The organism is Nocardia sp. NPDC051981 (assembly GCF_040680715.1).
Classification (GTDB): domain Bacteria; phylum Actinomycetota; class Actinomycetes; order Mycobacteriales; family Mycobacteriaceae; genus Nocardia.
This window is the reverse complement of sequence record NZ_JBFAXK010000002.1, coordinates 378,201-400,505: the sequence shown is the minus strand read 5'-3', so window position 1 is coordinate 400,505 and position 22,305 is coordinate 378,201. Positions and strand designations below refer to the sequence as shown.

17 protein-coding genes, 2 tRNA genes and 2 pseudogenes (1 of these 21 cut by a window edge) are annotated in these 22,305 nt (G+C 67.5%); 9 read left to right on the top strand and 12 right to left on the bottom strand.

Translation table 11 applies throughout. The annotated features are described in order from the left end of the window. Positions 1-3: 3 nt before the first annotated feature. Both AB0L60_RS05750 and AB0L60_RS05745 read left to right on the top strand, forming a co-directional pair. Positions 4-408: an ester cyclase gene (locus AB0L60_RS05750; RefSeq protein WP_364607788.1), complete on the top strand. Its 405-nt coding sequence runs from the start codon at positions 4-6 to the stop codon at positions 406-408. A gap of 308 nt (positions 409-716) precedes the next feature. Beyond that, positions 717-1,090: pseudogene (locus AB0L60_RS05745) on the top strand (IS30 family transposase); the annotation flags it as partial. Positions 1,091-1,412: 322 nt separating this feature from the next. On the opposite strand, the gene AB0L60_RS05740 reads toward AB0L60_RS05745, so the two are convergent. The 3 genes from AB0L60_RS05740 to AB0L60_RS05730 all read right to left on the bottom strand — a co-directional run bounded on the left by AB0L60_RS05740 (position 1,413) and on the right by AB0L60_RS05730 (position 4,400). Beyond that, a tRNA-Met gene (locus AB0L60_RS05740) sits at positions 1,413-1,486 on the bottom strand. Between the two features lie 64 nt (positions 1,487-1,550). Next, a complete protein-coding gene (locus AB0L60_RS05735) occupies positions 1,551-3,548 on the bottom strand; it encodes a YhgE/Pip domain-containing protein (protein WP_364607785.1) in 1,998 nt (665 codons plus the stop codon). Between the two features lie 93 nt (positions 3,549-3,641). Continuing rightward, entirely contained in the window at positions 3,642-4,400 is a 759-nt protein-coding gene (locus tag AB0L60_RS05730) for a protein phosphatase 2C domain-containing protein (protein WP_364607782.1), read from the bottom strand. Between the two features lie 356 nt (positions 4,401-4,756). Between AB0L60_RS05730 and AB0L60_RS05725 the strand changes: the two genes are divergently transcribed. Together AB0L60_RS05725 and AB0L60_RS05720 are read left to right on the top strand one after the other, a co-directional pair. Beyond that, a complete protein-coding gene (locus AB0L60_RS05725) occupies positions 4,757-6,415 on the top strand; it encodes an MFS transporter (protein ID WP_364607779.1) in 1,659 nt (552 codons plus the stop codon). Next, positions 6,412-6,867, top strand: a complete 456-nt coding sequence (locus AB0L60_RS05720; protein ID WP_364607776.1) for a DUF2871 domain-containing protein — start codon at positions 6,412-6,414, stop codon at positions 6,865-6,867. Before AB0L60_RS05725 ends, AB0L60_RS05720 begins: the two co-directional genes overlap by 4 nt. A gap of 333 nt (positions 6,868-7,200) precedes the next feature. On the opposite strand, the gene AB0L60_RS05715 is transcribed toward AB0L60_RS05720, so the two are convergent. Then, positions 7,201-7,274 (bottom strand) — tRNA-Met (locus AB0L60_RS05715). A 533-nt stretch (positions 7,275-7,807) separates the two neighbouring features. Here AB0L60_RS05715 and AB0L60_RS05710 point away from each other — a divergent pair. Next, complete coding sequence (locus AB0L60_RS05710) at positions 7,808-8,347, top strand: transglycosylase family protein (RefSeq protein WP_364607773.1); 540 nt, start codon at positions 7,808-7,810, stop codon at positions 8,345-8,347. Between the two features lie 89 nt (positions 8,348-8,436). Here the strand turns inward: AB0L60_RS05710 and AB0L60_RS05705 are convergent, their stop codons facing one another. Together AB0L60_RS05705 and AB0L60_RS05700 are read right to left on the bottom strand one after the other, a co-directional pair. Beyond that, positions 8,437-9,297, bottom strand: coding sequence for an NAD(P)H-binding protein (locus AB0L60_RS05705; protein ID WP_364607770.1), 861 nt, complete (start codon positions 9,295-9,297; stop codon positions 8,437-8,439). A gap of 248 nt (positions 9,298-9,545) precedes the next feature. Beyond that, on the bottom strand, positions 9,546-12,530 hold the full coding sequence (locus AB0L60_RS05700) for a UPF0182 family protein (protein ID WP_364607767.1): 2,985 nt from the start codon (positions 12,528-12,530) through the stop codon (positions 9,546-9,548). A 179-nt stretch (positions 12,531-12,709) separates the two neighbouring features. Here AB0L60_RS05700 and AB0L60_RS05695 point away from each other — a divergent pair, with 179 nt between their 5' ends. Beyond that, the gene (locus tag AB0L60_RS05695; protein WP_364607764.1) at positions 12,710-13,318 is read left to right on the top strand and encodes a PPA1309 family protein; all 609 of its coding nucleotides are present in this window, start codon (positions 12,710-12,712) and stop codon (positions 13,316-13,318) included. A 6-nt stretch (positions 13,319-13,324) separates the two neighbouring features. On the opposite strand, the gene AB0L60_RS05690 is transcribed toward AB0L60_RS05695, so the two are convergent. Further along, positions 13,325-14,350: a PDZ domain-containing protein gene (locus AB0L60_RS05690; RefSeq protein WP_364607761.1), complete on the bottom strand. Its 1,026-nt coding sequence runs from the start codon at positions 14,348-14,350 to the stop codon at positions 13,325-13,327. An 85-nt stretch (positions 14,351-14,435) separates the two neighbouring features. Here AB0L60_RS05690 and AB0L60_RS05685 point away from each other — a divergent pair, with 85 nt between their 5' ends. The 3 genes from AB0L60_RS05685 (at position 14,436) to AB0L60_RS05675 (ending at position 18,253) form a co-directional block, all read left to right on the top strand. After that, positions 14,436-15,848, top strand: a complete 1,413-nt coding sequence (locus AB0L60_RS05685) for a zinc-dependent metalloprotease (RefSeq protein WP_364607758.1) — start codon at positions 14,436-14,438, stop codon at positions 15,846-15,848. A 111-nt stretch (positions 15,849-15,959) separates the two neighbouring features. Beyond that, on the top strand, positions 15,960-16,820 hold the full coding sequence (locus tag AB0L60_RS05680) for a TOMM precursor leader peptide-binding protein (RefSeq protein ID WP_364607755.1): 861 nt from the start codon (positions 15,960-15,962) through the stop codon (positions 16,818-16,820). A 44-nt stretch (positions 16,821-16,864) separates the two neighbouring features. After that, the gene (locus AB0L60_RS05675) at positions 16,865-18,253 is read left to right on the top strand and encodes an AarF/UbiB family protein (RefSeq protein WP_364608558.1); all 1,389 of its coding nucleotides are present in this window, start codon (positions 16,865-16,867) and stop codon (positions 18,251-18,253) included. 81 nt (positions 18,254-18,334) lie between these two features. Here AB0L60_RS05675 and AB0L60_RS05670 read toward each other — a convergent pair whose 3' ends face one another. The 5 genes and pseudogenes from AB0L60_RS05670 to AB0L60_RS05650 all read right to left on the bottom strand — a co-directional run. Then, positions 18,335-18,607 carry a WhiB family transcriptional regulator gene (locus tag AB0L60_RS05670; RefSeq protein WP_354840815.1) on the bottom strand — a complete coding sequence of 91 codons (273 nt, stop codon included), beginning with the start codon at positions 18,605-18,607 and terminating at the stop codon, positions 18,335-18,337. 181 nt (positions 18,608-18,788) lie between these two features. Beyond that, positions 18,789-19,151, bottom strand: a complete 363-nt coding sequence (locus AB0L60_RS05665) for a hypothetical protein (RefSeq protein WP_364607752.1) — start codon at positions 19,149-19,151, stop codon at positions 18,789-18,791. A 153-nt stretch (positions 19,152-19,304) separates the two neighbouring features. Beyond that, positions 19,305-21,464 (bottom strand): ATP-dependent DNA helicase UvrD2, encoded by a 2,160-nt coding sequence (locus AB0L60_RS05660; RefSeq protein WP_364607749.1) that lies wholly within the window; start codon positions 21,462-21,464, stop codon positions 19,305-19,307. A gap of 159 nt (positions 21,465-21,623) precedes the next feature. Continuing rightward, positions 21,624-22,085 carry a MarR family transcriptional regulator gene (locus AB0L60_RS05655; protein ID WP_364607746.1) on the bottom strand — a complete coding sequence of 154 codons (462 nt, stop codon included), beginning with the start codon at positions 22,083-22,085 and terminating at the stop codon, positions 21,624-21,626. Next, positions 22,085-22,305 (bottom strand): annotated as a pseudogene (locus AB0L60_RS05650) (EVE domain-containing protein); it runs 262 nt beyond the window's last position. Before AB0L60_RS05650 ends, AB0L60_RS05655 begins: the two are co-directional and overlap by 1 nt.

Genomic DNA, 22,305 nt, shown 5'->3' with positions numbered 1-22,305 from the left:
GCCATGTCCGAGGAGAACAAGCAGATCGTCCGCAACTACTTCGAGGAGCTCGACCGCGGTCGGACCACCCCGATACACCTGTGCACCGAGGACTTCCGGTTCCACCCGGCGGGGCTGCCGACATTGGACATCGACGGCGTCAAGGCGTTCGGCGACGCCTTCTTCGCCGGCATGACCGATCTGCGACACCCGCTCGACGAACTCATCGCCGACAGCGACCTCGTGGCGCTGCGCTGCCGGTACGAGGGCACCCACGACGGGGATCTCATGGGCGTGCCGGCGACCGGGCGACAGGTGTCGGCGGTCGGTATCGGCGTCATGCGCGTCGCGGATGGCAAGATCGCCGAGTTCTGGGTGTCGCCGGACCGGATGACCATCATGCAGCAGATCGGCGCCATTCCCTCCTAGGCGGTCGTGTCGATCACGCTGGCGCGAGCCGGAGTCCGAGCACTGATCCGGCAAGCAGGCGGTTCGCCCGGATACCCCTGTCGTATCCGGACGAACCGCCAACGCCGCCAGTCGACGTCGAGGCCCACCGCAATCCGGCGCCGGGCGGTTGCGGGGGCGGTGGTGGCGCCGCCTTGGCGGGCGGGACTCGCGGTGTCGGTGCTGCTCGGCGCCCAACCTCCCAGATCGGATCTGTCCAGGTCGAAATGAGGGTATCGCCTGTGAAAGGCAGTCGATGGTTCCGCGATGCTGGCGGGACGCCACCGTATTCTTGCAGGCTCGACTATCGCGCCTCGGTGGCCCAGTGGAAGGCCGAACTGTTCGTCAAGCGCCCGAAAGCAGCGAAACTATTTGATAACCAGCAGCTTCGGGAATACGTTCAGCATCCGCTATCAGGACGGATCGCAGACGCGAACGGCAGGATCGTCGCCCGTCCGGCGATCGGGACTGGACCGGTCAGAACAAGCCGCATCGCACGGACCGGCAATGGGTGCAGGCGTGGAGCCAAGAGCAGGTCTCTCGGCGACTGCGGATCGACTTCCCCGACGACAAGTCCATGCGCAGCAGCCACGAAGCAATTCACCAGGCACTGTATGTCGAAGGCCAGGGAGCCCCGGACAGAGAACTGATCTTGAATCTGCGACCGGCCGGTCCGTGCGGATGCGCGGTCCCGTGACGAATTTGCGAGACACCCGGGAAGCCGCCCAGCCCCCGAAAGATCATGGACATCAACGGAACTCAACCTGGGCAATTGCCTACGATCGATGGGCTGGCACCCCAGCGAACGCAGCCGTCCCGTGCGTTCCACTACATCCATTGGACAACACCTGGCAGCAGTGGATTTCGCAGAGGTTCGTCGCGCCACTCGACACAGACAACCGGACGGTTGCCAAATCCGTTGCCACGAACCTCGACAAAAGTTGAGGGCGGTCCTGAAACCTACTGGTCAGGACCGCCCTCGTTTGTAGCGGGGACAGGATTTGAACCTGCGACCTCTGGGTTATGAGCCCAGCGAGCTACCGAGCTGCTCCACCCCGCGTCGGTGAATACAACATTACACACAAGTGGGGAAGGGAACCTAATCGACTGGTCAGAGCCGTTTTTCAGGGTCGGGAGGGAATCGAGTGCGGGGGTTCGGGGGTGCGATCGGCGGGGGCCGGATCGGGTACGGAGGCGGCGAGGTAGCGGGCGGCGATCATGATCGCCAGGGCGGCGGCGAGGATGAGGAGCAGGACCGCGATGGAGATCCAGAACATCCGGTCGTACAGGGCGATGTCGGTGCGGATGATGGCTCGGCGGGCGAACGTCATGGGGGCGATGTCTTTGAAGGGTCGGAACAGGAGTGGGGTGGTGCCGGCGGGGAAAACGCCGCCGAAGGCGAAGATTTGGAACATATAGAAGGAGAAGGCCGCGATGGAACCGGCGACGCGGCCGAAGAGGACGACGAACAGTTGCGCCGTCACGGCTGCCACCAGGCCGACCAGCGCGATGACGGCGACCATGGCGGGCCACTGTTGCGGAGACCAGCCGAGCCAGCCGCCGTAACCGGCGGCGAGGGCGGACAGGGCGATGACGCACGCCGCGCCGACCGCGGTGCCGCGCAGGACGGGGCCCGCGGCGCGCCGCCAGGGTGAACGGCCGCGGGCGGCTCCGCGTAAGGGGCGCAACAGCATCCACAGGACGATGGCCGCGAGGAAGGAGCCCATCACGACGAGCACGGGGCCTGCGCCCCGGGCGATCTCCTTGTGGCTGCGGTCGCCGTCGCGGACGAGCTGGCTGGGTTCCTGGTTGCGGATGTCGATGGTGACGGGCTGGGCCATGACGTCGGCCGAGGCGTTGGGGTCGGCGATGTGGGGTGCGGCGGCCGCACCGTCGCGCAGGCCGTTGTCGAGCTGGGTTGCGCCGTCGCCCAATTGGGTGACGCCCGCCCGGAGGTCGCGGCCGCCGGCGACCAGCTGGTCCAGGCCCGTGGACAGGTCGTTCGCGCCGCTGCCGAGTTGTGCTGTGCCGTCCCGTAATTGGGTGCTGCCGTCGGCGAGGGCCAGCACTCCGGAGCGGTAGTCGGCCTTGGGATCGGTGAGCTGCCGGGCCAATTCCTTTGTACCGTCGCGCAACTGGGTCAGCTGGCCGACGAGGGAATCGGGGTCGTCCGGCCGGACCTGGCCGATGAGGCTCTTCAGCTGGGTGACCGCGTCGGCCACCGCGGGGTCCGGGTTTCTGCTCAACTGGTCGAGCAGCGGATCGAGCTGCGCCGCGAGCCGTCCGGCGGGCTGGAGGGCGTCCAGCAGCGGCGTGACGACCTGGTCCACGCCATCGCGGATCTGCCGTGCTCCGGAGCCGAGTTGATCGGTGCCGGTGACCAATTGGTTCGCGCCGTCGGCGAGCTGGACCGCACCGGTATGGAGCTGACCCGTGCCGGTCGCGAGTTGCGCCGCGCCGGTGGCGGCCTGATCGAGTCCGGCGGTCAGCTGGTCGGAGCCGTCGGCGAGCTGCGTGGTGCCCTGGGCCAACTGGGTCGCACCCTTGGCGGCGTCGCCGAGGCCGGAGCCGAGACTGTTCACGCCGACCAGGATCTGACCGGCGTAACCGCGCCCGATGGTGGCCGCGATCTGGTTCTGCGCCTCGGTGACAACGCTATTGGCCACGGCCGGTCCCAGCGTGCCGTTGAAGTCGTTGTACCAGACCATGATCCGAGCATGCTGTGGCGCGGGATCGGTCACGCTCAGCACGTTCCGGGTGAAGTCGGCGGGAATGACGACCGAGAAGGCGTACCGGCTCTCCCGCAGCCCGCGCACCGCTTCCGCGCTGCTGACCCGGTGGAACTGGAGTTCACCGCTGGACACCAGATTGTCGAGAATCTCGGTACCCATGTTCTGGGCCTTGCCGTCGGAAATGCCGCCGGCATCGTCGCTGGCGACGGCGACCGGAATCTGCTTCAGGTACAGCTCCGGATCCCACATGATCCACATGTAGACCGCCGAGACCAGTGTCGGCACCACCAGGAGCAGCACGATCGAGGCGCGCGCGAATGCGAATCCCCACGGCTTGCGCCGGAGCAGACCGCCAAAGTGACTGCGGATGGATGTCGATCTGTCTGCCACGGCGAACCCCGATGCTGCGCACTGCCAAAGTCGGGCCCAAGCTACCTGGTCACCCGTCCAGAATGTGCGAATTCGGGGAAATATCCGCCCGGCTCAGCGGCTCGCGTCCACCACCAGTGCGGTGGTGTTGTCGGTGCCGCCGCGACCGAGGGCCGTCCCCACCAGCGCTTCCGCCGCCTGACCCGCCGAAGTCCCGTGGGACAGAATCGACTTGATGATCGGCATGTTGAGCTTCTTACCCACCCCATCGGTGCACAGCAGCAGCCTGCCCGCGCTCGATCCGGTGGCCGCGCGCCCGATATCGCCCGGCTGCACGGTCCGCACCGAGGTCGTGACCAGATGCCGCATACCCGGCAGCGGGTCGCGCCCGCGCGCCCGGAAGTACTCGGCGACAGTGTGATCGGTGGTCGTGCGGTGCAGCACGCGGCCGTTCCAGCGGTAGGCCCGGCAGTCACCCACCCAGGCGATGTCGCAGGGACCGTCCAGCTGACCACTGCTCGGCAGCACCGCGACCACCAGCACGCTGTCGGCGCTCGACTCGGGTAGCTCACGCAGCAATTCCCGCTGCGCCGCCAGGATTCCGGCCTGCGCGCCGTCCCCGACCGCCGCCCGCGCCGCGGTCTGCGCCACCAGCCGCGCCGCCCGGGCCGCCGCCAGATGATCCCCCACCCCGTCGGCCACCACGAAAGCGCTGCGCCCCAGCCGCGGATCGGTGAACGTGGCGAACGCGTCCGCATTGATCGTGCGCCGCCCCAGCCGGCTCACCCCCGCCCCGGCCACCAGGTCGAGCCGCGCCTGCGCATCGGCGTCGACAGCGGCGACATCTCCCACCTCGATGGCTTCGGTGTGCACGACCGGACCTCCTGGGACTCCGTCTCACGGGGTGCTGTCCTGCAGCACTACCCCATTCAACGGCCGAAACCCAAGCTCCGCTCCCGAAATGTCTGTGTGCTTGCTGAGTAATTCGAGAGGTTCACGAATGAGCTGCTACGCCGTTGTTACCCACCCCACCTTTCGAAGGCCCTGTGCCACGACCACCGGCGGTCACATCGACGCTGGAGCGAGCCACGCCGGCCGGACCCGGTGCACGGAGCCGTCGTCCTCTTCGCCGGGTTGCCGATCGGAGGATCGCGACTCCTTCGAAGGTTGGTCCGGCATGGACCGATCGAATCTACCGGCGGCCGGTCCGAGCTCGCAGAATCACAACAATGCAGATCGATCCAAGTACCGCGGCCGAGACGATGCCGCGGGCCGACCGAAGCGCGTGGATCGGGCTCGGCGTCCTCGCCGCAGGGCTCTCGTTGATCGTTGTGGACGGCACCATCGTCGGCGTCGCCCTACCGGTGATCGTGACCGATCTCGGACTCGATCTGACCGATGCCCAGTGGGTCAACAGCGCCTATTCGGTCGTCTTCGCAGCACTGCTGCTGACTGCGGGCCGTCTCGGCGACCGGCTCGGCCGACGCCGGATGTTCGTGCTCGGCGTACTCGTGTTCCTGGCGGGCAGCCTGATGGCTGCCGTCGCGTCGAGCGTTGCGGCGCTGATCCTTTCGCGTGTGGTACAGGGTGTCGGCGGAGCGTTCGTTTTGCCCGCCACCCTGTCGAGCGTGAACGCCACTTTCCGCGGCAAGGACCGCGTCATCGCGTTCGCGGTGTGGGGCGCGGTCATCTCCGGCATGGCCGCCGTGGGCCCGCTCCTCGGCGGCAGCCTGACCACCTACTTCAGCTGGCGATGGATTTTCATCGTCAATATCCCGATCGGGGCGGCGGTACTGATCGGCACATTGCTCGCGGTGCGCGAAACCAAGGCCGCGATCAGCGAACCCGGGCTCGATGTCGACGGACTACTGCTCAGCGCGATCGGGTTCGGCGGGGTCGTCTTCGCACTCATCGAAGGTCAGAGCCTGGGCTGGTGGCGGCCGAACTCCGCGTTCAGTGTCCTCGGAATAGATTGGCCGCGAAGCGCTCCGGTCTCGGTGGTTCCGGTCATCGGGCTGATCGGCGTGGTCGCGTTGGTGCTGTTCGTAGTCTGGGAACGACACCGCGCGCGGGCGGGCAGGTCCGCGATCCTGGACGTGAGCCTGTTCTCCGTCCCGACCTTCAGCTGGGGCAATCTGACCGCAATGACCGTGGCGATCGGAGAATTCGGCCTGCTGCTCGTGCTGCCGCTGTTCCTGGTGAACGGGCTCGGCCTGTCGACGCTGGGCGCCGGCCTGGTACTGGCCGCAATGGCCTTGGGCGCGTTCGGATCCGGTGCCGCCGCCCGGCACATCGCCGCCGTGCTCGGTGCCTCGAGAACGGTGATCGTGGGCCTGGCCCTCGAGGCGGTGGGCGTCGCCGCGGTCGCGCTGCTCCTCTCCTCGACGGCCTCGCCCTGGCTGCTCGCCGTGCTGCTGGCCGGGTATGGCGCCGGACTCGGTCTCGCCTCGGCACAGCTGACCGGCACCGTGCTGGCCGACATCCCGCCGGAGCGGTCGGGCCAGGGTTCGGCGACGCAGAGTACCGTCCGGCAACTCGGTGCGGCACTCGGCTCCGCCATCCTCGGCGCAGTGCTGTCGATCGGGTTGGCGCACAACCTGACCGACCGATTGGAATGGGTCCCCCGGCTGCCGCCGCCAACAGCACAGCACCTGGTCACCGCAACCAGAGATTCGGCCGGAGGAGTGATCTCCGCACTGCGCGCACAAGGCGACACCGGACAACTCGGACCCGCAGGACCACAGGTCACCACCGCACTGTCCGAAGGATTCGGTGACGCCACCAGGGCCGCATTGGGCGTGGCCGCAGCCTTTCTCGCCCTCGGCTTGGTGAGCGCGACCATCCTGAATTCCCGCACCCGCCGAGCATCCGCCAGGGAGAGCCGATGAAGAAGTCGTTCTACGCCGCCGCCTGCTACACAGTCCTGGGACTCGTCCTAGGGTTCTTCTACCGCGAATTCACCAAGGCCCACGACTTTTCCGGAAGCTCACAACTCACCGCCACCCACACCCACGTCCTCGCACTCGGAACGCTGTTCTTCCTCATCGTCATCGTGTTGGACAAGCAATTCGCGCTGACCTCCGGCCGATGGTTCAACGCCTTCTTCTGGACCTACAACGCCGGGCTGGTCGTGACCGTGGCCATGATGGTCGCCCACGGCATCCTCACGGTCCTGAACCACGATGTCAGTCCCGCCATCTCGGGTATCGCCGGACTCGGCCACATCCTGTTGTCCGTCGGTTTCGCCATGTTCTTCCTGTGCCTGCGCGGCCCGATAACGACCGCGGCCCGCGAGCCCGGCGATGCGCGGCAGAACGCGGAACACGTGGTCGAGCGCTGAGGGTTGTCGAGCCGCGCAGCACCTGATCGACCAGACCCGTGACCACCGAGCGATTCCGATGATCGGCGAACAGCCGACGTCGACAGGTACCCGGCCCGCCTCGTGCATGGCAGTCTCGGCGAGCAGGCCTCGCCGAGACTGGCTTGCTGGTGGCTGTGACCCCGAGGTCGTCGGGACGATGAATCGCTTCTTCTGCGCAGTCATCGACGAAGTCGAACGACATGATGGATGCTGGTCGGCGCCGAAGTTCGGGACGATGCCAGCGCCGCTGCCAAGAACCTCGACAAAGACTGAGGGCGGTCCTGACCTACTGGTCAGGACCGCCCTCTTTTGTAGCGGGGACAGGATTTGAACCTGCGACCTCTGGGTTATGAGCCCAGCGAGCTACCGAGCTGCTCCACCCCGCGTCGGTGAACACAACATTACACACGGGCCGGGAGATGCACCAAATCGACTGGTCAAGCCGGGTTCTGAGGCGGAAAGCAACCGTGCGAGCGAGGGTGGCGGGGCGAATCAGACCGGACGGTTGCCCTTAAAGCGGAGTGATCAGGGTGAAAATCTTCCATTTGAGAGTCTCGCGCGCACGTTCGGTCGTTCATTTGAGCATGAAACGTGACCGGAGTCACAAATTCTTGGTGAGTTGAATCACATCACGGCCAGATAACAGACCGCTCGGGATTGGCATTTGCAGCATAGCCAACCTGCATCAACGCCGTTTTTCGGGTCATTCGCTTCATGCAATTCCGGAGTTATCAAGACGTGATCTGCCGAGATTTACTCGTTATCGTCAGTTGCGGCCCGGATCAAACCTGAGATGGGCTCCGACCCGAACCGCTGCACTCCGGAAACCCTGTCCCGCGGTCGGGCACCCCGACTCCTGGGGACAGGGACACGGCGGAGCATTTGCGCCGGGCTGGTCGGCACAGGGAGGGAAATCACCATGAAACAGAACCGGAAGATCAACACTCGCGTCCTCGGCTTCGCCGCCGTCACCGGCGCACTTGTTGCCGTCCCGTTCGGCTTCACCGCAACCGCCTCCGCCGCCCCGACCCACGACTGGGACGGCGTCGCCCAGTGCGAGAGCGGCGGCAACTGGGGTATCAACACCGGCAACGGCTACTACGGCGGTCTGCAGTTCTCGCAGAGCACCTGGGCCGCCAACGGCGGCGCCGGCCTCGCCTCCAACGCCAGCAAGGCCGAGCAGATCCGGGTGGCCGAGAACGTGCTGTCCACCCAGGGTGCCGGCGCCTGGCCGGTGTGCGGCCAGTACCTGCGCGCGGGCACCAGCGAGCCCGAGCCCCAGGCCGCCCCGGAGCCCGCAGCCCCGGCTCCCACCCCCGCCCTCCCGACCGATCGCCAGGCCGTCATCGACCAGGCCAAGAGCGTTGCCGGCGGCCTCGCCCAGCAGTTCGGCGTGCAGGACCAGTACAACCAGGTCCTCCAGTCCAACGCCGCCCTCATCGAATCCTGGGGCAAATAACCCGAATCTCCTTCCCATACCGGAAGAAAATGGAAAGGTGCTGTGTCAATGGCGACACAGCACCTTTCGCTATTCGGAGGCAACAATTCTTATTGTGCGGCAGTAAATTCCGCGCGATTATCGAGAGCCCATTCCTGAAAGGTTCGCGGTGACCGGCCCGTGACCTCCGCGACCGTCGGATACACCACCGAGGTGAAGGACTCCAGCGCCGTGGCGCGCAGGGCCATGATGGCCATGGCCAGCACCGGCTCCACCCCGAAACGCAGCAGATCCGCTCGCGCGCGGTCGGCCGAGATCTCCTCGAATCGCAGTGGGCGGCCGAGGATTTCGGCGAGGGTCTCGGTCTGCTCGGCCGGGGAGAGCGCCTGCGGACCGGTGACCGTGTAGACCTGACCGGCATGGCGCGCCGGGTCGGCGAGCGCCACCACAGCGACGGCGGCGATATCGCGCGGATCCACCACCGCGATGCGGCCCTGGCCGAAAGGCGCACGGACAGTGGCGGATTCGCGGATCGAGGGCGCCCAGTGCAGCACGTTGGACATGAATCCCATGGGGCGCACCATGGTCCACGCGACCCCGCTCGCGCGCACCGCGTCCTCGCCGGCGCGATGCCAGGCGGGAATCGGGTCGGTCGCGGCCGCGTCGCCAGCTCGCCCGGACGACAGCTTCACGATGTGCTCGACTCCCGCGGCCACGGCGGCCCGGGCGAGATTCGTGTCGTGCGTGGGGATCTCGGGGCCCGCGGTCGACAGGAAGACGCCGCGGACACCGGTCAGCGCGGCGGACAGGCTGTCCGCGTCGCCGAGATCGGCGCGCAGGACCTCCACCCCGGCGGGCAGGCCGGCCGCCTCGGGGCGGCGGGTGACGGCCCGCACCGGCAGACCCTCGGCCAGCAGCCGATCGACCACCGCGCGGCCGACGGTGCCGGTGGCTCCGGTCACGAGAAACATGGGTACTCCGTTCGTCGGTGGGGGCGGGTATGTCCCGCTCCTTCATCCTGCGAACGGAGTGGCGCCGCGGCCAGACTGTGGCCCTCGATTGCAGATATCTTCCGCGCCAACCTCATCCGCGGTGATTTTCTGCCACGCTGGACGCTGGATCGCGGCATTGTCCACGCCCTGCGCATCGATGGGCATCCTGATACGCGAAAGGCGCTGTCACCCAGTGGTGGCAGCGCCTTTCGTGGCTAACGGGTCAGTTACCCACCCGTCTTCTCGTAGTTGTTCACGGCGGTCTGCAACTGCTCCAGCGCCTTGCCCAGTTGGCCCAGGTCGCCGGACTTCTGTGCGTCCTGAACCGCCCTCAAGGCGTCGTCGAGTTGCTTGACCGCCGCATCCTTGCCGGCGGACCCGTTGGCCGGGGGTGCCGCCGGTGTGGTCGGCGGCGTCGCGCCCTGGGCAGGCGGAGTGGCCGCCTGTCCCGGCTGATCGGTTGCGGCGCTACCGGTTCCGGGCAGCACCTGGTCGAGCGCTTCCTTGACCGTCGATCCGTAGCCGACCTTGTCGCGGTAGCTGGCCAGCACCTTCACCAGCTGCGGGAAGGAGGGCGCGTTGGGCCCGCCGGTATTGCGTTCCAGGTACCAGGGTTCGACGTACAGGATGCCGCCGTCACCGACCGGCAGGGTCAGCAGATTGCCGTATTTGATCTTGTTGACATTGCCACCGGTCAGCAGGTTCCGGTCTCGGGACACTTGATCGGCCGTCGTCATCGACGTCTGCGTCTGGCCCGGGCCCGGCGTCTGTGAATCCGCGGGCAGCTTCAAAACGGTGATCTTGCCGTAGTTGTCGGGATCCGAATGCGCCTGGATGTAGGCGGACAGGAAGTTCCGCTTGTAACCCACCATCACACTGGTCAGGTTGAACTGCGACTTTCCGGTCTTCGTATCACCGAGCAGGACGTAGTACGGCGGTTGATGCGCCCCGCTGGCCGCGCCCTCCTGGGTCGGATCATTGGGCACCGACCAGAAGGCGTTGTTGGTGAAGAACTCTCGCGGATCGTCCACGTGGTACTTCGCCAGCATCTCGCGCTGCACCTTGAACAGGTCCTCCGGGTAGCGGAAGTGCGCGCGCAGCTCGTCGGAGATGGCGCTCTCCGGCTTCACCGCGTTCGGGAACACGCCCATCCACGCCTTCAGCACCGGATCGGTCTTGTCCACCTCGTACAGGCTGACGGTGCCGTCGTATGCATCTACGGTGGCCTTCACCGAGTTCCGGATGTAGGAGACCTCCTTGCGGGGTAGTAGACGCCCCGTGGTCTGGTCGATGGAGTCCTCGACGACGCCGTCCAGCGAGGTCTTCTGCGCGTACGGGTAGTTGTCGAGGGTGGTGTAGGCGTCCACGATCCAGACGATGCGGCCCTTCACCACGGCCGGGTACACATCGCCGTCGGCGGTCAGCCACGGCGCCACCTGGGTGACGCGGTCGCGCGGATTGCGATTGAAGATGATCTTCGAATCCGGTCCGATGGCGCCCGAGAACAGGATGTTGCGCTCGGCGTACTTGGCCGCGAAGGCCAGCCGGTTGAACCAGTTGCCGAGCGGCACGCCGCCCGCGCCGTCGTAGGTGAACTGGTCGGTGGGGGTGTCGTATTCGCGCTTGGGCTGGTTGTTGCTGCCCACGATCGCGTAGTCGGCATCTGACTTGGAGATCAGCTCGCCGTAGTAGATGCGCGGCTGATCGACCGGGATGGCCTGCTCTTCCTTGGGCGTGAACAGGTCGCTGACGGTCTTCTTGTCGCCGACATTGAACACCGGATAGCCGTACCCGCCACCGGAATCACTGCCCGCGGACTGACCGGCCTGCTGGGATTCCTTGGGCGGAGCCGCGTTCACCTTGTTGGCGGGCGAAGCCACGAAGCCGTTGCCGTGCGTGTACACGGTGTGCTTGTTGATCCAGTCGGTCTGGTTACCGGACAGGTTCTGCGGCTGCAGCTCGCGCGCGGCCACGATGTAATCGCCCATCTCACCGTTGATGGTGTAACGGTCGATGTCGAGCGGATCCGGGAAGCCGTAGAAGTTCTGCAGCTGCAGATTGCGCTGAATGAACGTCTGGGTCAGCAGGTTCGGGTCCAGCAGCCGGATGTTCTTGATGGTCTGCTGGTCGGCGGGCACGGTGACCGGGTCCTTGGTCGCCTCGCCCTTGTAGTCGACGTACTGGACCTTGTCCTGGGTGAGCCCGTAAGCCTCGCGGGTGGCCTCGATATTGCGCTCGATATAGGCCTGTTCCTTGGTGGCCGCGTTCGGGCGCACCGAGAACTGCTCCACCAGCAGCGGCCACACCGCGCCCACCAGCACCGAGGACAGCACCAGCAGCGCCGCCGCCATGGCCGGAATTCGCAGGTCGCGCAGCACGACTCCGGCGAAGAAGGCGATGGCGCAGATGACCGCGATGGACAGCAGGATCAGCTTGGCCGGCAGCACCGCATTGATATCGGTGTAGGAGCCACCGGTGAAGGTCGGCTCCTTGCGGGTGCTCGACAGCAGCGCGTAGCGGTCCAGCCAATACGCGACCGCCTTGAGCAGCACGAAGAGTCCGGCCAGGATGGCCAGCTGCACGCGCGCCGACGTGCTCAGCGTGCCCTCGCGACCGGACAGCCGCAGCCCGCCGAAGACGTAGTGCGCCACCAGGTTCGCGAAGAAGGCGATCACCACGGAGACGAACAGCCAGTTCAGCACCATCCGATAGAACGGCAGATCGAAGGCGTAGAAGCCGACGTCCAGATGGAACTGCGGATCCTTGACCCCGAAGGAGCTGCCGTGCAGGAACAGCTGCACCGTCACCCAGCTCGACTGCGCCACCAGACCCGACAGCACGCCGATGAGCACCGGGATGCCGATACCGAACAGACGCAGCCGGCTCATCACCGTCGTCCGGTAGCGGGCGATCGGATCGCCGGGTCCGTTCATCGGCACGAACACCGGACGCGACCGGTACGCCAGCAGCAGCGCCAGCCAGATGATGACGGCCACGACCACCGCGACCACCAGGAACAACAGGATCCGGGTGAACAGCACGGTGGTGTAGACGTTGCGGAAGCCCACCTCCCCGAACCACAACCAGTTGGTATAGGCGTCGGTGAGCCGGGGCCCGACCAGTAACAGTGCGGCCAGCACCAGCGCCGTGACGAGCAGAATGCGGCTGCGTCGCGACAGCGAAGGTAAGCCGGTCGGGGGGCGCATGCCCACGATGCCACTCTCCCAGGTCCGGCGACGCCCCGGCCGGGATACCGGCACGCAGCGTCGCAGTCCGATGATGCGAGTTGGTCCCAGGGGACCGTTCGCGCCCCACTCTACGTAAAACGCCCGCCGCGCGGCCGAACACCTGCCGCGTGGGCCGGACATGAACGGGATGCGAGGATTGCCGGGTGAATCCTGAGCAGTGGGCGGCCTCGGCCCTGTACCGGTGTATCCGGGAAGTCGCGGAATATGTCGACGGCGAAGGCTGGGACCGCCCGCCGCAGATGTTCGCCCTGGTACCGACCGCGGACCTGGTCGCCGCCGAACCCGCCCTGCTGGATCAGCTGGACGAGCAGGACGCCCTGACGCCCATTGCGCAGGAGCCCTTCCCGGAGGACATCGCGGGCGAGGCCGACGCCGTGGCGCTCGACGAGTTCCTCGCCACCACCAGCTGGCCGCCGTCGGTCGAGGGCTGTGTACTGGTACAGCAGATCGTGGTGCTGCCGCCGGCCGCCGAGCAGACCCTCGACGATGCCATCGCTCCCCTGCTCGCCGACCGCGACGCCGCCGACCAGGCCGCCCGCCGCGCGGCCATGACCCACGCCGAGCGCCGCGACGCCCGCCTGTTCGTCGGTGTCCTGCGCGATGGCACCTCGCTGTCGCTGCTGCAGGTCCGCCCCAGCGAGGAGGACGAGGATCCCTTCGGCGACCTCGATCTGCGCACCGCCCCCAACCTCGCCCCGAATCTCGTCGAAGCCCTGCGCCACACGCTGGAGAACGATCCCGACGACTTCTGAGCGAGGTCAGCCGCAGCTGGTGACTTCCTTGCCCGCGTTGATGTCCTCGAGCGATTGGACCGCGCCGGACAGGTTTTCGACCTTGACCAGGCGCAGGCCCGCGGGCGTGCGCTGAGCGGCCTCGTTGCAGTTGGCGGCGGGGACCATGAAGGTCTCGGCGCCGGCTTCGCGGGCGGCGATCATCTTGTACTGGATGCCGCCGATCGGGCCGACCTTGCCGTCGGGGTCGATGGTGCCGGTGCCCGCGACGAACTTGCCGCCCGACAGGTCACCGGTGGTGAGCTTGTCAACGAGGGCCAGGGTGAACATGAGGCCCGCCGACGGACCACCGATCTCGCCGAGGTTGAAGTCGACCTTGATCGGGCCCTTGTTGACCTCGTCGGGAGTGATGCCGAGGTAGCCCTTGCCGGAGTCGTCGGGGCGCGCGCCCAGGGTGATCTCGGCGGTCTGCTCGACGCCGTCGCGGCGGACCACCACCGGGATGGTGGTGCCGGGCTTGGCGGAGGAGACCGCGGTCACAACGTCTTTGGTGGTGGCGATCGGCTTACCGTCGATGCTGACGATCTCGTCGCCCTTCTTCAGCATGTCCTTGGCCGGGCCGTCGTCGGCGACATTCGCCAGCTGTACCGCGGTCGGCAGCTTCAGATAGTTGAGTGCCGCCAATTCCGCGGAGTCCTCGGAATCCTTGAACTGCTGCTGATTGGATTTGTCGACATCATCACGCGACTGCCCCGGCGGATAGACCTCCGCGCGCGGCACCAAACCGTGCTGGCCGTCGATCCACAAGCCGATCGCCTCGAAAATATTCAGCCGATCGCGAACGGAGACGGTCGTCATATTGAGATTGCCGGACACCGGTTTCACCGGCGCGCCCTGCACGTCGACCACTTGTTTTCCGTCGACTTCGCCCAGCGTATTGAAGGTCGGCCCTGGTCCGAGCGCCACGAACGGAACAGTGACGACACTGCCAAGTATGCCCAGCGCCAGAATCGGGACGAGAGCGGCGAGCAGGGTGAATATCCGACGGTTCACGCGGCCAAGGGTACTGGTCATCGAGGCCATTGCCGCGCTCCGCTCGGCGGTTCGCGTGGTCCGCGGCTCCAGTACCGTAGTGGGTATGAGTGATTTTCCGTTCGGATTCTCGAATCGCGACGACGATCCGGAGCGCAAGCCCGGGGACCAGTCCAGCGGTTCTGGTGCGAACAACCCGTTCGGATTCGCCATGGGCGGTCCGGGCGGCGGCGGATTCGATCCCTCGCAACTCGGTCAGATGCTGACGCAGCTGGGTGCCATGTTCTCGAGCATGGGACAGCCGGGCGCACAGACCGGTCCGGTCAATTACGACATCGCCAAGCGGCTGGCTCGCCAGCAGCTCGGGTCCAGTGTCTCGCCCGTCTCGTCCGGCGCGCAGAGCGCGGTCGCCGACGCGGCGCACCTGGCGGAGCTGTGGCTCGACGCCGCCACCACTTTCCCCGCGGGCGCGACCAAGACCGTCGCGTGGACCGCCAACGACTGGATCGAGGAGACGCTGCCCACCTGGAAGCGGCTGTGTGATCCGGTGGCCGAACAGGTTTCGGGCATGTGGACCGCCACACTCCCGGCCGAGGCCAGGGAATTCGCGGCGCCGATGTTCGGAATGCTCAGTCAGATGGGCGGACTCGCATTCGGTTCGCAGCTGGGCCAGGCCCTGGGCCAGCTCGCCAAGGAGGTGCTGACCTCCACCGACATCGGCCTGCCGCTGGGTCCCGACGGCACCGCGGCGCTGCTGCCCGCGGCCATCTCGGAATTCAGCGCCGGGCTCGAGCAGCCGGAGAGCGAGATCCTGGTCTACCTGGCCGCCCGCGAGACCGCGCATCAGCGGCTGTTCGCGCACGTGCCGTGGCTGCGCCAGCAGGTGCTGGGCGCGGTCGAGGACTACGCGCGCGGCATCAAGATGGACTTCTCGGCCATCGAGCAGGCCGCCCAGAACCTGGATCCCATGGCGCTGGCGCAGGATCCGTCGAAGCTGGAAGAGCTGCTGTCGCAGGGCACGTTCGAACCGCAGACCACCCCCGAGCAGAAGGCCGCGCTGGAGCGACTGGAGACGCTGCTGGCCTTGATCGAGGGCTGGGTGGAGACCGTGGTCACCGACGCCGTGGGCGATCGGCTGCCCGGTGCGGGCGCGCTGGCCGAGACGCTGCGCCGTCGTCGCGCCACCGGCGGGCCGGCCGAGCAGACCTTCGCCACCCTCGTCGGCCTGGAGCTGCGGCCGCGCAAGGTGCGCGAGGCCGCCGCGCTGTGGCGGCGACTGACCACCGACGCCGGGCTGGAGAAGCGCGACGGCGTGTGGGCGCACCCGGACCTGCTGCCCGACTCCTCCGACCTCGACGCCCCGGCGGGCTTCATCGATTCGGTGCTGGGCGGCGGCGCGGCGGTGTTCGACGATCCGCTGGCGCAGCTGGCCGAGACGGAGGCGCGGGAGCGCGCCGAAAAGGAAGGCAAGGGCGGGGATGCCACCGGCGACAAGCCCGAGGGCGACGCCACCGCCTGACCTGTGGATGGGCGCAAGGCCCTGACCCGAGTTGTGGATAACCCGTGAAAGCGCTGATGAACAAGCGTTTTCGCGGGTTTCGGCGTTTCCGGGGGCATGCACGCTGATGACATGACGACTGTGCTGCCGACCCGTGGACCGATGCTCCATCCCCGAATCACCGTGCTGGTGCGCCCGAATGGCGCGGTCCAGCTCGGCTGGGATCCCGAGCACGCGGTCATCCTGCAACCACCGGGGCCAATCGAGGCGGTGCCGGCGCTGCTGCGGCTACTGGACGGGTCCCGCACCGAGGCCGAGATTCTCTGGCAGGCCCGGGAATTGGGATTCGGCACCGACATCGCGCAGTCGCTGCTCGAGCAGATGGCGGCCGCGGAGCTGCTGGCCGCGGATGAGCCGCGGGCACGATTGCGGAAGGTGCGGGTCCACGGCCGCGGGCCGCTGGCGGACGCACTGCTGGACGGCCTGCGCCGAATCGGCCTGCGGGCCAAGCACTCCCACGCGCGCTACGGAGAGCCGGGCATCGAGAGTCTCGAGGCGGATCGGCCGGATCTGCTCGTGCTGTCCGACACCCTGGTCCCGGATCCCGCCCTGGTGGCCGCGCTCATGCGCCGCCGCATTCCCCATCTGCAGGTTCGCATCCGCGATGGGCGCGGGATCGTCGGCCCGCTGGTGCTGCCGGGCGAAACCGGTTGTCTGCGTTGCGCGGACATGTATCGCGCCGAGTCCGAACCGGCGTGGCCGCAACTGGCGGCGCAGTTGCTGGGGCGGGTCGGGTACGCGTCCCCGGCGGGGGTGGCCATGACCGCGGCCCTGGCGCTGAAGGAGATCGAGACCGTGTCCTTCGGCCGGGCGGAGCACCCACCGGCCACGCTGCATGCCACGCTCGAATGGGATCCGGAGATTCCGCACCTGGATCGGCGTCCGTGGCCCATCCATCCGAGCTGCGGTTGCCATGAAAGCGCGGTGGTGTGATGGAAACCACTATCGCCGCTAACCCGGAAGAACACCCCAATCCCATGGCGGACCGTCTGGGACATCGGCATGATGGGAACGTGTCAGAGATTGTGAGCAAGCGCTCTTCCCGCAATGCCAAGCTGGCCAAGATTCCGCTGGGCATCGCAGGGCGGGCGGCCGTGGGTTTCGGCCGCAAACTTGCCGGGGGAGACAAGCAGGAGATCAACGCCGAGCTGAATCAGAAGGCCGCCGAACAGCTCTTCGCCGTGCTCGGTGAGCTCAAGGGCGGCGCCATGAAGTTCGGCCAGGCGCTGTCGGTGATGGAGGCCGCCGTCCCGGAGGAGTTCGGCGAGCACTACCGCGAGGCTCTCACCAAGCTGCAGGCCGCCGCGCCGCCCATGCCGGCCGCGGCCGTGCACCGGCAGCTGGACCAGCAGCTGGGAACCGGCTGGCGGCAACGATTCCGGGAATTCGACGACGCGCCCACCGCCTCGGCCAGCATCGGCCAGGTGCACAAGGCGATCTGGTCCGACGGCCGGGTGGTCGCGGTGAAGGTGCAGTACCCGGGTGCCGACGAGGCGCTGCGCGCCGATCTCAAGACGCTCAACCGGATGGCGGGCATGATGAGCGCGCTCATTCCGGGCGCCGACATCAAGCCGATCCTCGCCGAGATCAGTGAGCGCACCGAGGAGGAGCTGGACTACCGGATCGAGGCCGGGCATCAGCGCCAGTTCGCCCGGGCCTACGAGGGGCACCCGCGCTTCCTGGTGCCGAAGGTGGTGGCCAGCGCACCGAAGGTGATCGTCACCGAGTGGCTGGACAATGCCACCCCGGTCTCGAAGATCATTCAGCGCGGCATGGCGGACCCGGCCGGCACGGTCGACCTGCGCAATAGGACGGCCTCGCTGATGGGCGAGTTCCATTTCAGCTCACCGTCGATCGCGGGCCTGCTGCACGCCGATCCGCATCCGGGCAATTTCATGGTGCTCGAGGACGGCCGCCTCGCGGTCATCGACTACGGCGCCTGCGCTCCCCTGCCCAATGGCTTCCCCAAGATCCTGGGCCAGATGGTGGCGCTCGAGGTCCAGCAGCGTTACGACGAACTGACGGCGCTGCTGCACGACAACGGCTGGGTCATCCCCGGCAAGACCGTGAGCATCCAGGAGATCCAGGACTACCTGCGTCCCTTCACCGACCCCATCAAAACCGAAACCTTCCACTTCACCCGCCGGTGGATGCAGCGCGTGGCGGGCAAGGCCACCGACATCTCCAACGCCGAGATGATGAAAACCGCTCGCTCCCTGCAACTCCCGGCGGAACACGTGATGATCTTCCGAGTCCTCGGCGGCTCGGTAGGGATCTGCGCCCAGCTCGACGCCGAAATCCCCTTCATGAAGCTCATGAACGACTGGGTCCCCGGCTACGTCGAGACCCTCCGCGCCGCGAGCTGAATTCCCCTGCGACGCAAAACGACCCGCCTACCGTCTGGTAAGCGGGTCGTATGCGTTCTACTCCCCCGGAAGCCGGGGCGATCATGCCACCGCGACCTTGCGCGGGCGGCCACGCGGGCGCTTGCGGGCGATCACGACACCCTGGTCGAAGATCTCACCGCCCCAGACACCCCAGGGCTCACCGCGATCCAGCGCGGCCGACAGGCAGCCCTGGCGGATCGGGCAGGACGCGCACAGCGCCTTCGCCTCTTCCAGCTGGGCGGGGGCCTCGGCGAACCAGAGGTCCGGGTTGCCGACTCGGCAGGGCAGGGTGATGGTGACTCCCCGGCGGGTGCGGGTAGTCGTGTTGGCCACGGTGTTGCGGCATGTCACTCGTTCACGGATGACCGTGGTGGACACGTCGGGCTCCTTCAGCTCGTGCATCGGTCGTTCGGTGTTTCGCGAAACCGGTGCCGGTGGCTGCAGGGCCGATAAAACTGTGGCCACGGTTTCGCGGGGTTCGCGATCCGTGGCCAGGAGGTCTGGGAGTGATTCCCTACCTGAGTCGACTTCGGTGTCGACTCCTGATCACGGTCGCTGGGTCGGTAGTGCGGGGACGGGCTGCCAGCAGATGCACCGGACGCTCGGTTCCGGTTGCGACTGCGAGGGTTTCGACGGCCGCGTACACGGCAGCCGGGTGCCAGTCACCCTTGGGCTTGTCCTGCTTGATCACGATCTGCTGATCCGCTTGGGCTTTGCTTGCAAAGACCTGAAGACCAAGATCGCCATTAGCACCGGACATACGAATCCCCTTGGGCGCGAGGATCCCCCGGGAGACGGACGCGACGGACATGACGCATGCCGTCGCCGGACGGCCGGCGATGCTGCCGGTCGAAACGAAGCTTGAAATGTTGTTCATCGGTCTGCCTCCCTCCTTCACTCGTAGCGATCAGTGCTTGGAACACGCGGGTTCCTCCCCGGTGCGTGAGAACCACACTAGGTATCCATACGGATGCGCACAACCTATTTTTGACCTGCGGTTTTAGGGGCTTGCACACATTCCGCGCACGGACTAGGAAGAGTCCCGTAGCCGCGATCGGACGATCGCGAGGACATCCGCGCCGTATGTCTGCAGTTTCTTGGCCCCGATGCCGGGGATCGCTACCAGGGCTCGGTCGTCGGCCGGGCGCTGTTCGGCGATGGCGGTCAGGGTCGTATCGCTGAATACCACAAAATGTGGCAGTGACAGCTCCTCAGCCTTCTCGCGTCGCCATTCCTTCAGCGCCTCGAGCAATTCCGGGTCGATGTCGGCGGGGCAGCGCGAGCAGCGGCCGAGCATGGTGGCCTGCGTATTCAGCAGCGGCCGACCGCAAATGCGGCAGGTCGGGTGGACGCGCTTGGGACCGTTACGGCGTTCGGTGGTGTGGGCGGCGATGCGCGAGGCCGGGGAGTCGTCGGGGACCAGGCCGATGAGGAAGCGGGAACGGCGGCGCACCTTGCGGCCGCCCGCGGAACGGGCCAGGGCCCAGGACAATTGGAGGTGCTCCCGCGCGCGGGTGACGCCGACGTAGAGCAGGCGGCGTTCCTCCTCGAGGGCGACCTCGTCGGAAACCGTTGCGTCCGGGCCGAGTACGTGCTGAATGGGCAGGGTGCCATCGGCCAAGCCGACCAGGAAGACGGCGTCCCACTCCAGACCCTTGGCAGCGTGCAGCGAAGCCAGTGTGATGCCCTGCACGGTCGGTGGGTGCCGGGCCTCGGCGCGGGCGGCCAGCTCGCGCAGCACGCCGGTCAGTTCCAGGTCCGGATCCTGTTCGGCCAGTTCCTCGGTGAGCTGGACCAGTGCCATCAGCGAGGACCAGCGTTCGCGGGCCTGGGCGCCGACCGGCTCCTCCTTGGTGAGCCCGACCTGGGCCAGCGCCGCGCGCACCAGGGTGACCAGCCGCTCGCCGCGGGCATCGGGCAGGTCGTCGCGATTGGCGGCCGTGCGCAACGCCGACACCGCCTGCCGCACCTCGGGCCGGTGGAAGAAGCCCTCGCCGCCGCGCACCTGATACGGGATGCCCGCCTCGGTGAGCGCCTGCTCGTAGACCTCCGATTGCGCGTTGATGCGATAGAGGATCGCGATTTCCGCTGCGGGAACACCGTTTCCGAGCAGTTTCGCCACCGCCCTGGCGACGGCGGCGGCCTCGGCGGGCTCGTCGTCGAATTCGGCGAAGGTCGGTTCCGGGCCGTCGGCGCGCTGGCCGATGAGCTGCAGCCGGGTGCCCGCGATGCGGCCGCGGGCCGCACCGATCACCCGGTTGGCCAGCGACACCACCTGCGGGGTGGAGCGATAGTCGCGTTCCAGGCGGACCACGGTGGCGTCGGGGAAGCGGCGGGAGAAGTCGAGCAGATAGGCCGGGCTGGCTCCGGTGAAGGAGTAGATGGTCTGGTTGGCGTCGCCGACCACGGTCAGGTCGTCGCGATCGCCGAGCCAGGCGTCGAGCACCCGTTGCTGCAGCGGGGTGACGTCCTGGTACTCGTCCACCACGAAACACCGGTAGCGGCCGCGGAACTCCTCGGCCACCGACGAATAGTCCTCGAGCGCGGCCGCGGTGTGCAACAGCAGATCGTCGAAATCGAGCAACAGCCCGTCGGGGGTGTTCTTCAGGGCCTCGTAGTAGGTGTAGACCGCCGAGACCTTCTTCGCCTCGTAGGGCACATCGCGGTGGCGGCGGGCCGCCTCACCCGCATAGTCCTCGGGCGCGACGAGCGAGCCCTTGGCCCATTCGATCTCACTGATCAGATCACGCAGGCTGTCGGTGTCGGTGGGCAGCCCGGCCCGGCCGGCGGCCTGGGCCACGATGGGGAACTTGCCGTCGATCAGCCGCCACGGCACCTCGCCGACCACCTGCGGCCAGAAGTATTTGAGCTGCCGCAGGGCCGCGGCATGGAAGGTCCGGGCCTGCACCTGCCCGGCCTCACCGCTCAAACCCAGTGCCCGCAGCCGATTCCGCAGCTCCCCCGCCGCACGGGCGGTGAAGGTCACCGACAGCACCTGGTCGGCGCGCACATGCCCGGCCGAGACCAGGTGCGCGATGCGATGGGTGATGGTGCGCGTCTTGCCGGTGCCGGCGCCCGCCAGCACGCAGACCGGTCCCCGGGGTGCGCGCACGGCCGCGGCCTGCTCGGCATCGAGTTCGTCGAGCCGGAGCTGGGCCTGGGCGGTCGCGGCAGTCACGCGCTCCATCATGACAGTGCCCTCCGACAGGTGTGGTGGCCCTCGGCACGGCTGCACGAAAACTGGACGGTTGAAAAAAAATTCCGTAGCGCGTGGACCTGCGAACCGGCCCGGCCGTTGGTCTGCGCGGTGGCGGCGATGGTGCTGTGCCGCTGCTATGGGAGACCTGGACTAACCGCGGTCGCGGAGTTGGCGTAATGCCGCGGTGAAGCGGGGGGTGCGGTCGCCGAGGGGGGCGAAGAAGTCGCGGTCGCAGGTTTCGACGGCGCCGATGGCCCGATTGACAAGGGCCGCACCGGCTTCGGTGGGAACGAGGGATTTCGCGCGGCGGTCGGTGGGGTGATCGCGCCGTTCCAGCAGGCCCTTCTGTTCCAGGGTGCGCAGCACCTGGGAGGTCATCATGGGGTCGGTGGCGGCGTGGCCGGCGAGGTCGCGCTGGGTGACGGGATCGCCGCCCGACCGGCTGGTCAGCCAGGTCAGGGCGGCGAGCAGGACGAACTGGACGTGGGTCAGGTCGAAGGGGGCCAGTGCCGCGCGTTGCGCGGCCTGCCAGCGGTTGGTCACCTGCCAGAGCAAGAGACCGGGGCTTTCGTCGGCGTGCTCGAATTCGGTGCGCAGTCCGTCATTCGCCATCACTGCCCGACCATAGCGCGGGAGATGAGGTCGAAATCGTGGGCGGTGAGCTCGACCAGGCCGCGGCGCAGCACGATCCCCCAGTTGGGGACACTGGTCAGGTCGAGCTCGGTGCGCAGGTCGTCGATGGGGACCTGGCGGGCCGGGGGGGGGGGGGGGGGGGGGGGCCGCCCGCGGGGGGACGACCCCCCCCACGACGAGACCACCCCGCCCGCGCGCG

Coding starts and splice junctions, on each gene's coding strand:
- AB0L60_RS05660 (WP_364607749.1), bottom strand. CDS start 21,464: ATGATGGAGCGCGTGACTGCCGCGACCGCCCAGGCCCAGCTCCGGCTC.
- AB0L60_RS05685 (WP_364607758.1), top strand. CDS start 14,436: ATGAGTGATTTTCCGTTCGGATTCTCGAATCGCGACGACGATCCGGAG.
- AB0L60_RS05665 (WP_364607752.1), bottom strand. CDS start 19,151: ATGAACAACATTTCAAGCTTCGTTTCGACCGGCAGCATCGCCGGCCGT.
- AB0L60_RS05725 (WP_364607779.1), top strand. CDS start 4,757: ATGCAGATCGATCCAAGTACCGCGGCCGAGACGATGCCGCGGGCCGAC.
- AB0L60_RS05655 (WP_364607746.1), bottom strand. CDS start 22,085: ATGGCGAATGACGGACTGCGCACCGAATTCGAGCACGCCGACGAAAGC.
- AB0L60_RS05680 (WP_364607755.1), top strand. CDS start 15,960: ATGACGACTGTGCTGCCGACCCGTGGACCGATGCTCCATCCCCGAATC.
- AB0L60_RS05750 (WP_364607788.1), top strand. CDS start 4: ATGTCCGAGGAGAACAAGCAGATCGTCCGCAACTACTTCGAGGAGCTC.
- AB0L60_RS05705 (WP_364607770.1), bottom strand. CDS start 9,297: ATGTTTCTCGTGACCGGAGCCACCGGCACCGTCGGCCGCGCGGTGGTC.
- AB0L60_RS05675 (WP_364608558.1), top strand. CDS start 16,865: ATGGCGGACCGTCTGGGACATCGGCATGATGGGAACGTGTCAGAGATT.
- AB0L60_RS05710 (WP_364607773.1), top strand. CDS start 7,808: ATGAAACAGAACCGGAAGATCAACACTCGCGTCCTCGGCTTCGCCGCC.
- AB0L60_RS05720 (WP_364607776.1), top strand. CDS start 6,412: ATGAAGAAGTCGTTCTACGCCGCCGCCTGCTACACAGTCCTGGGACTC.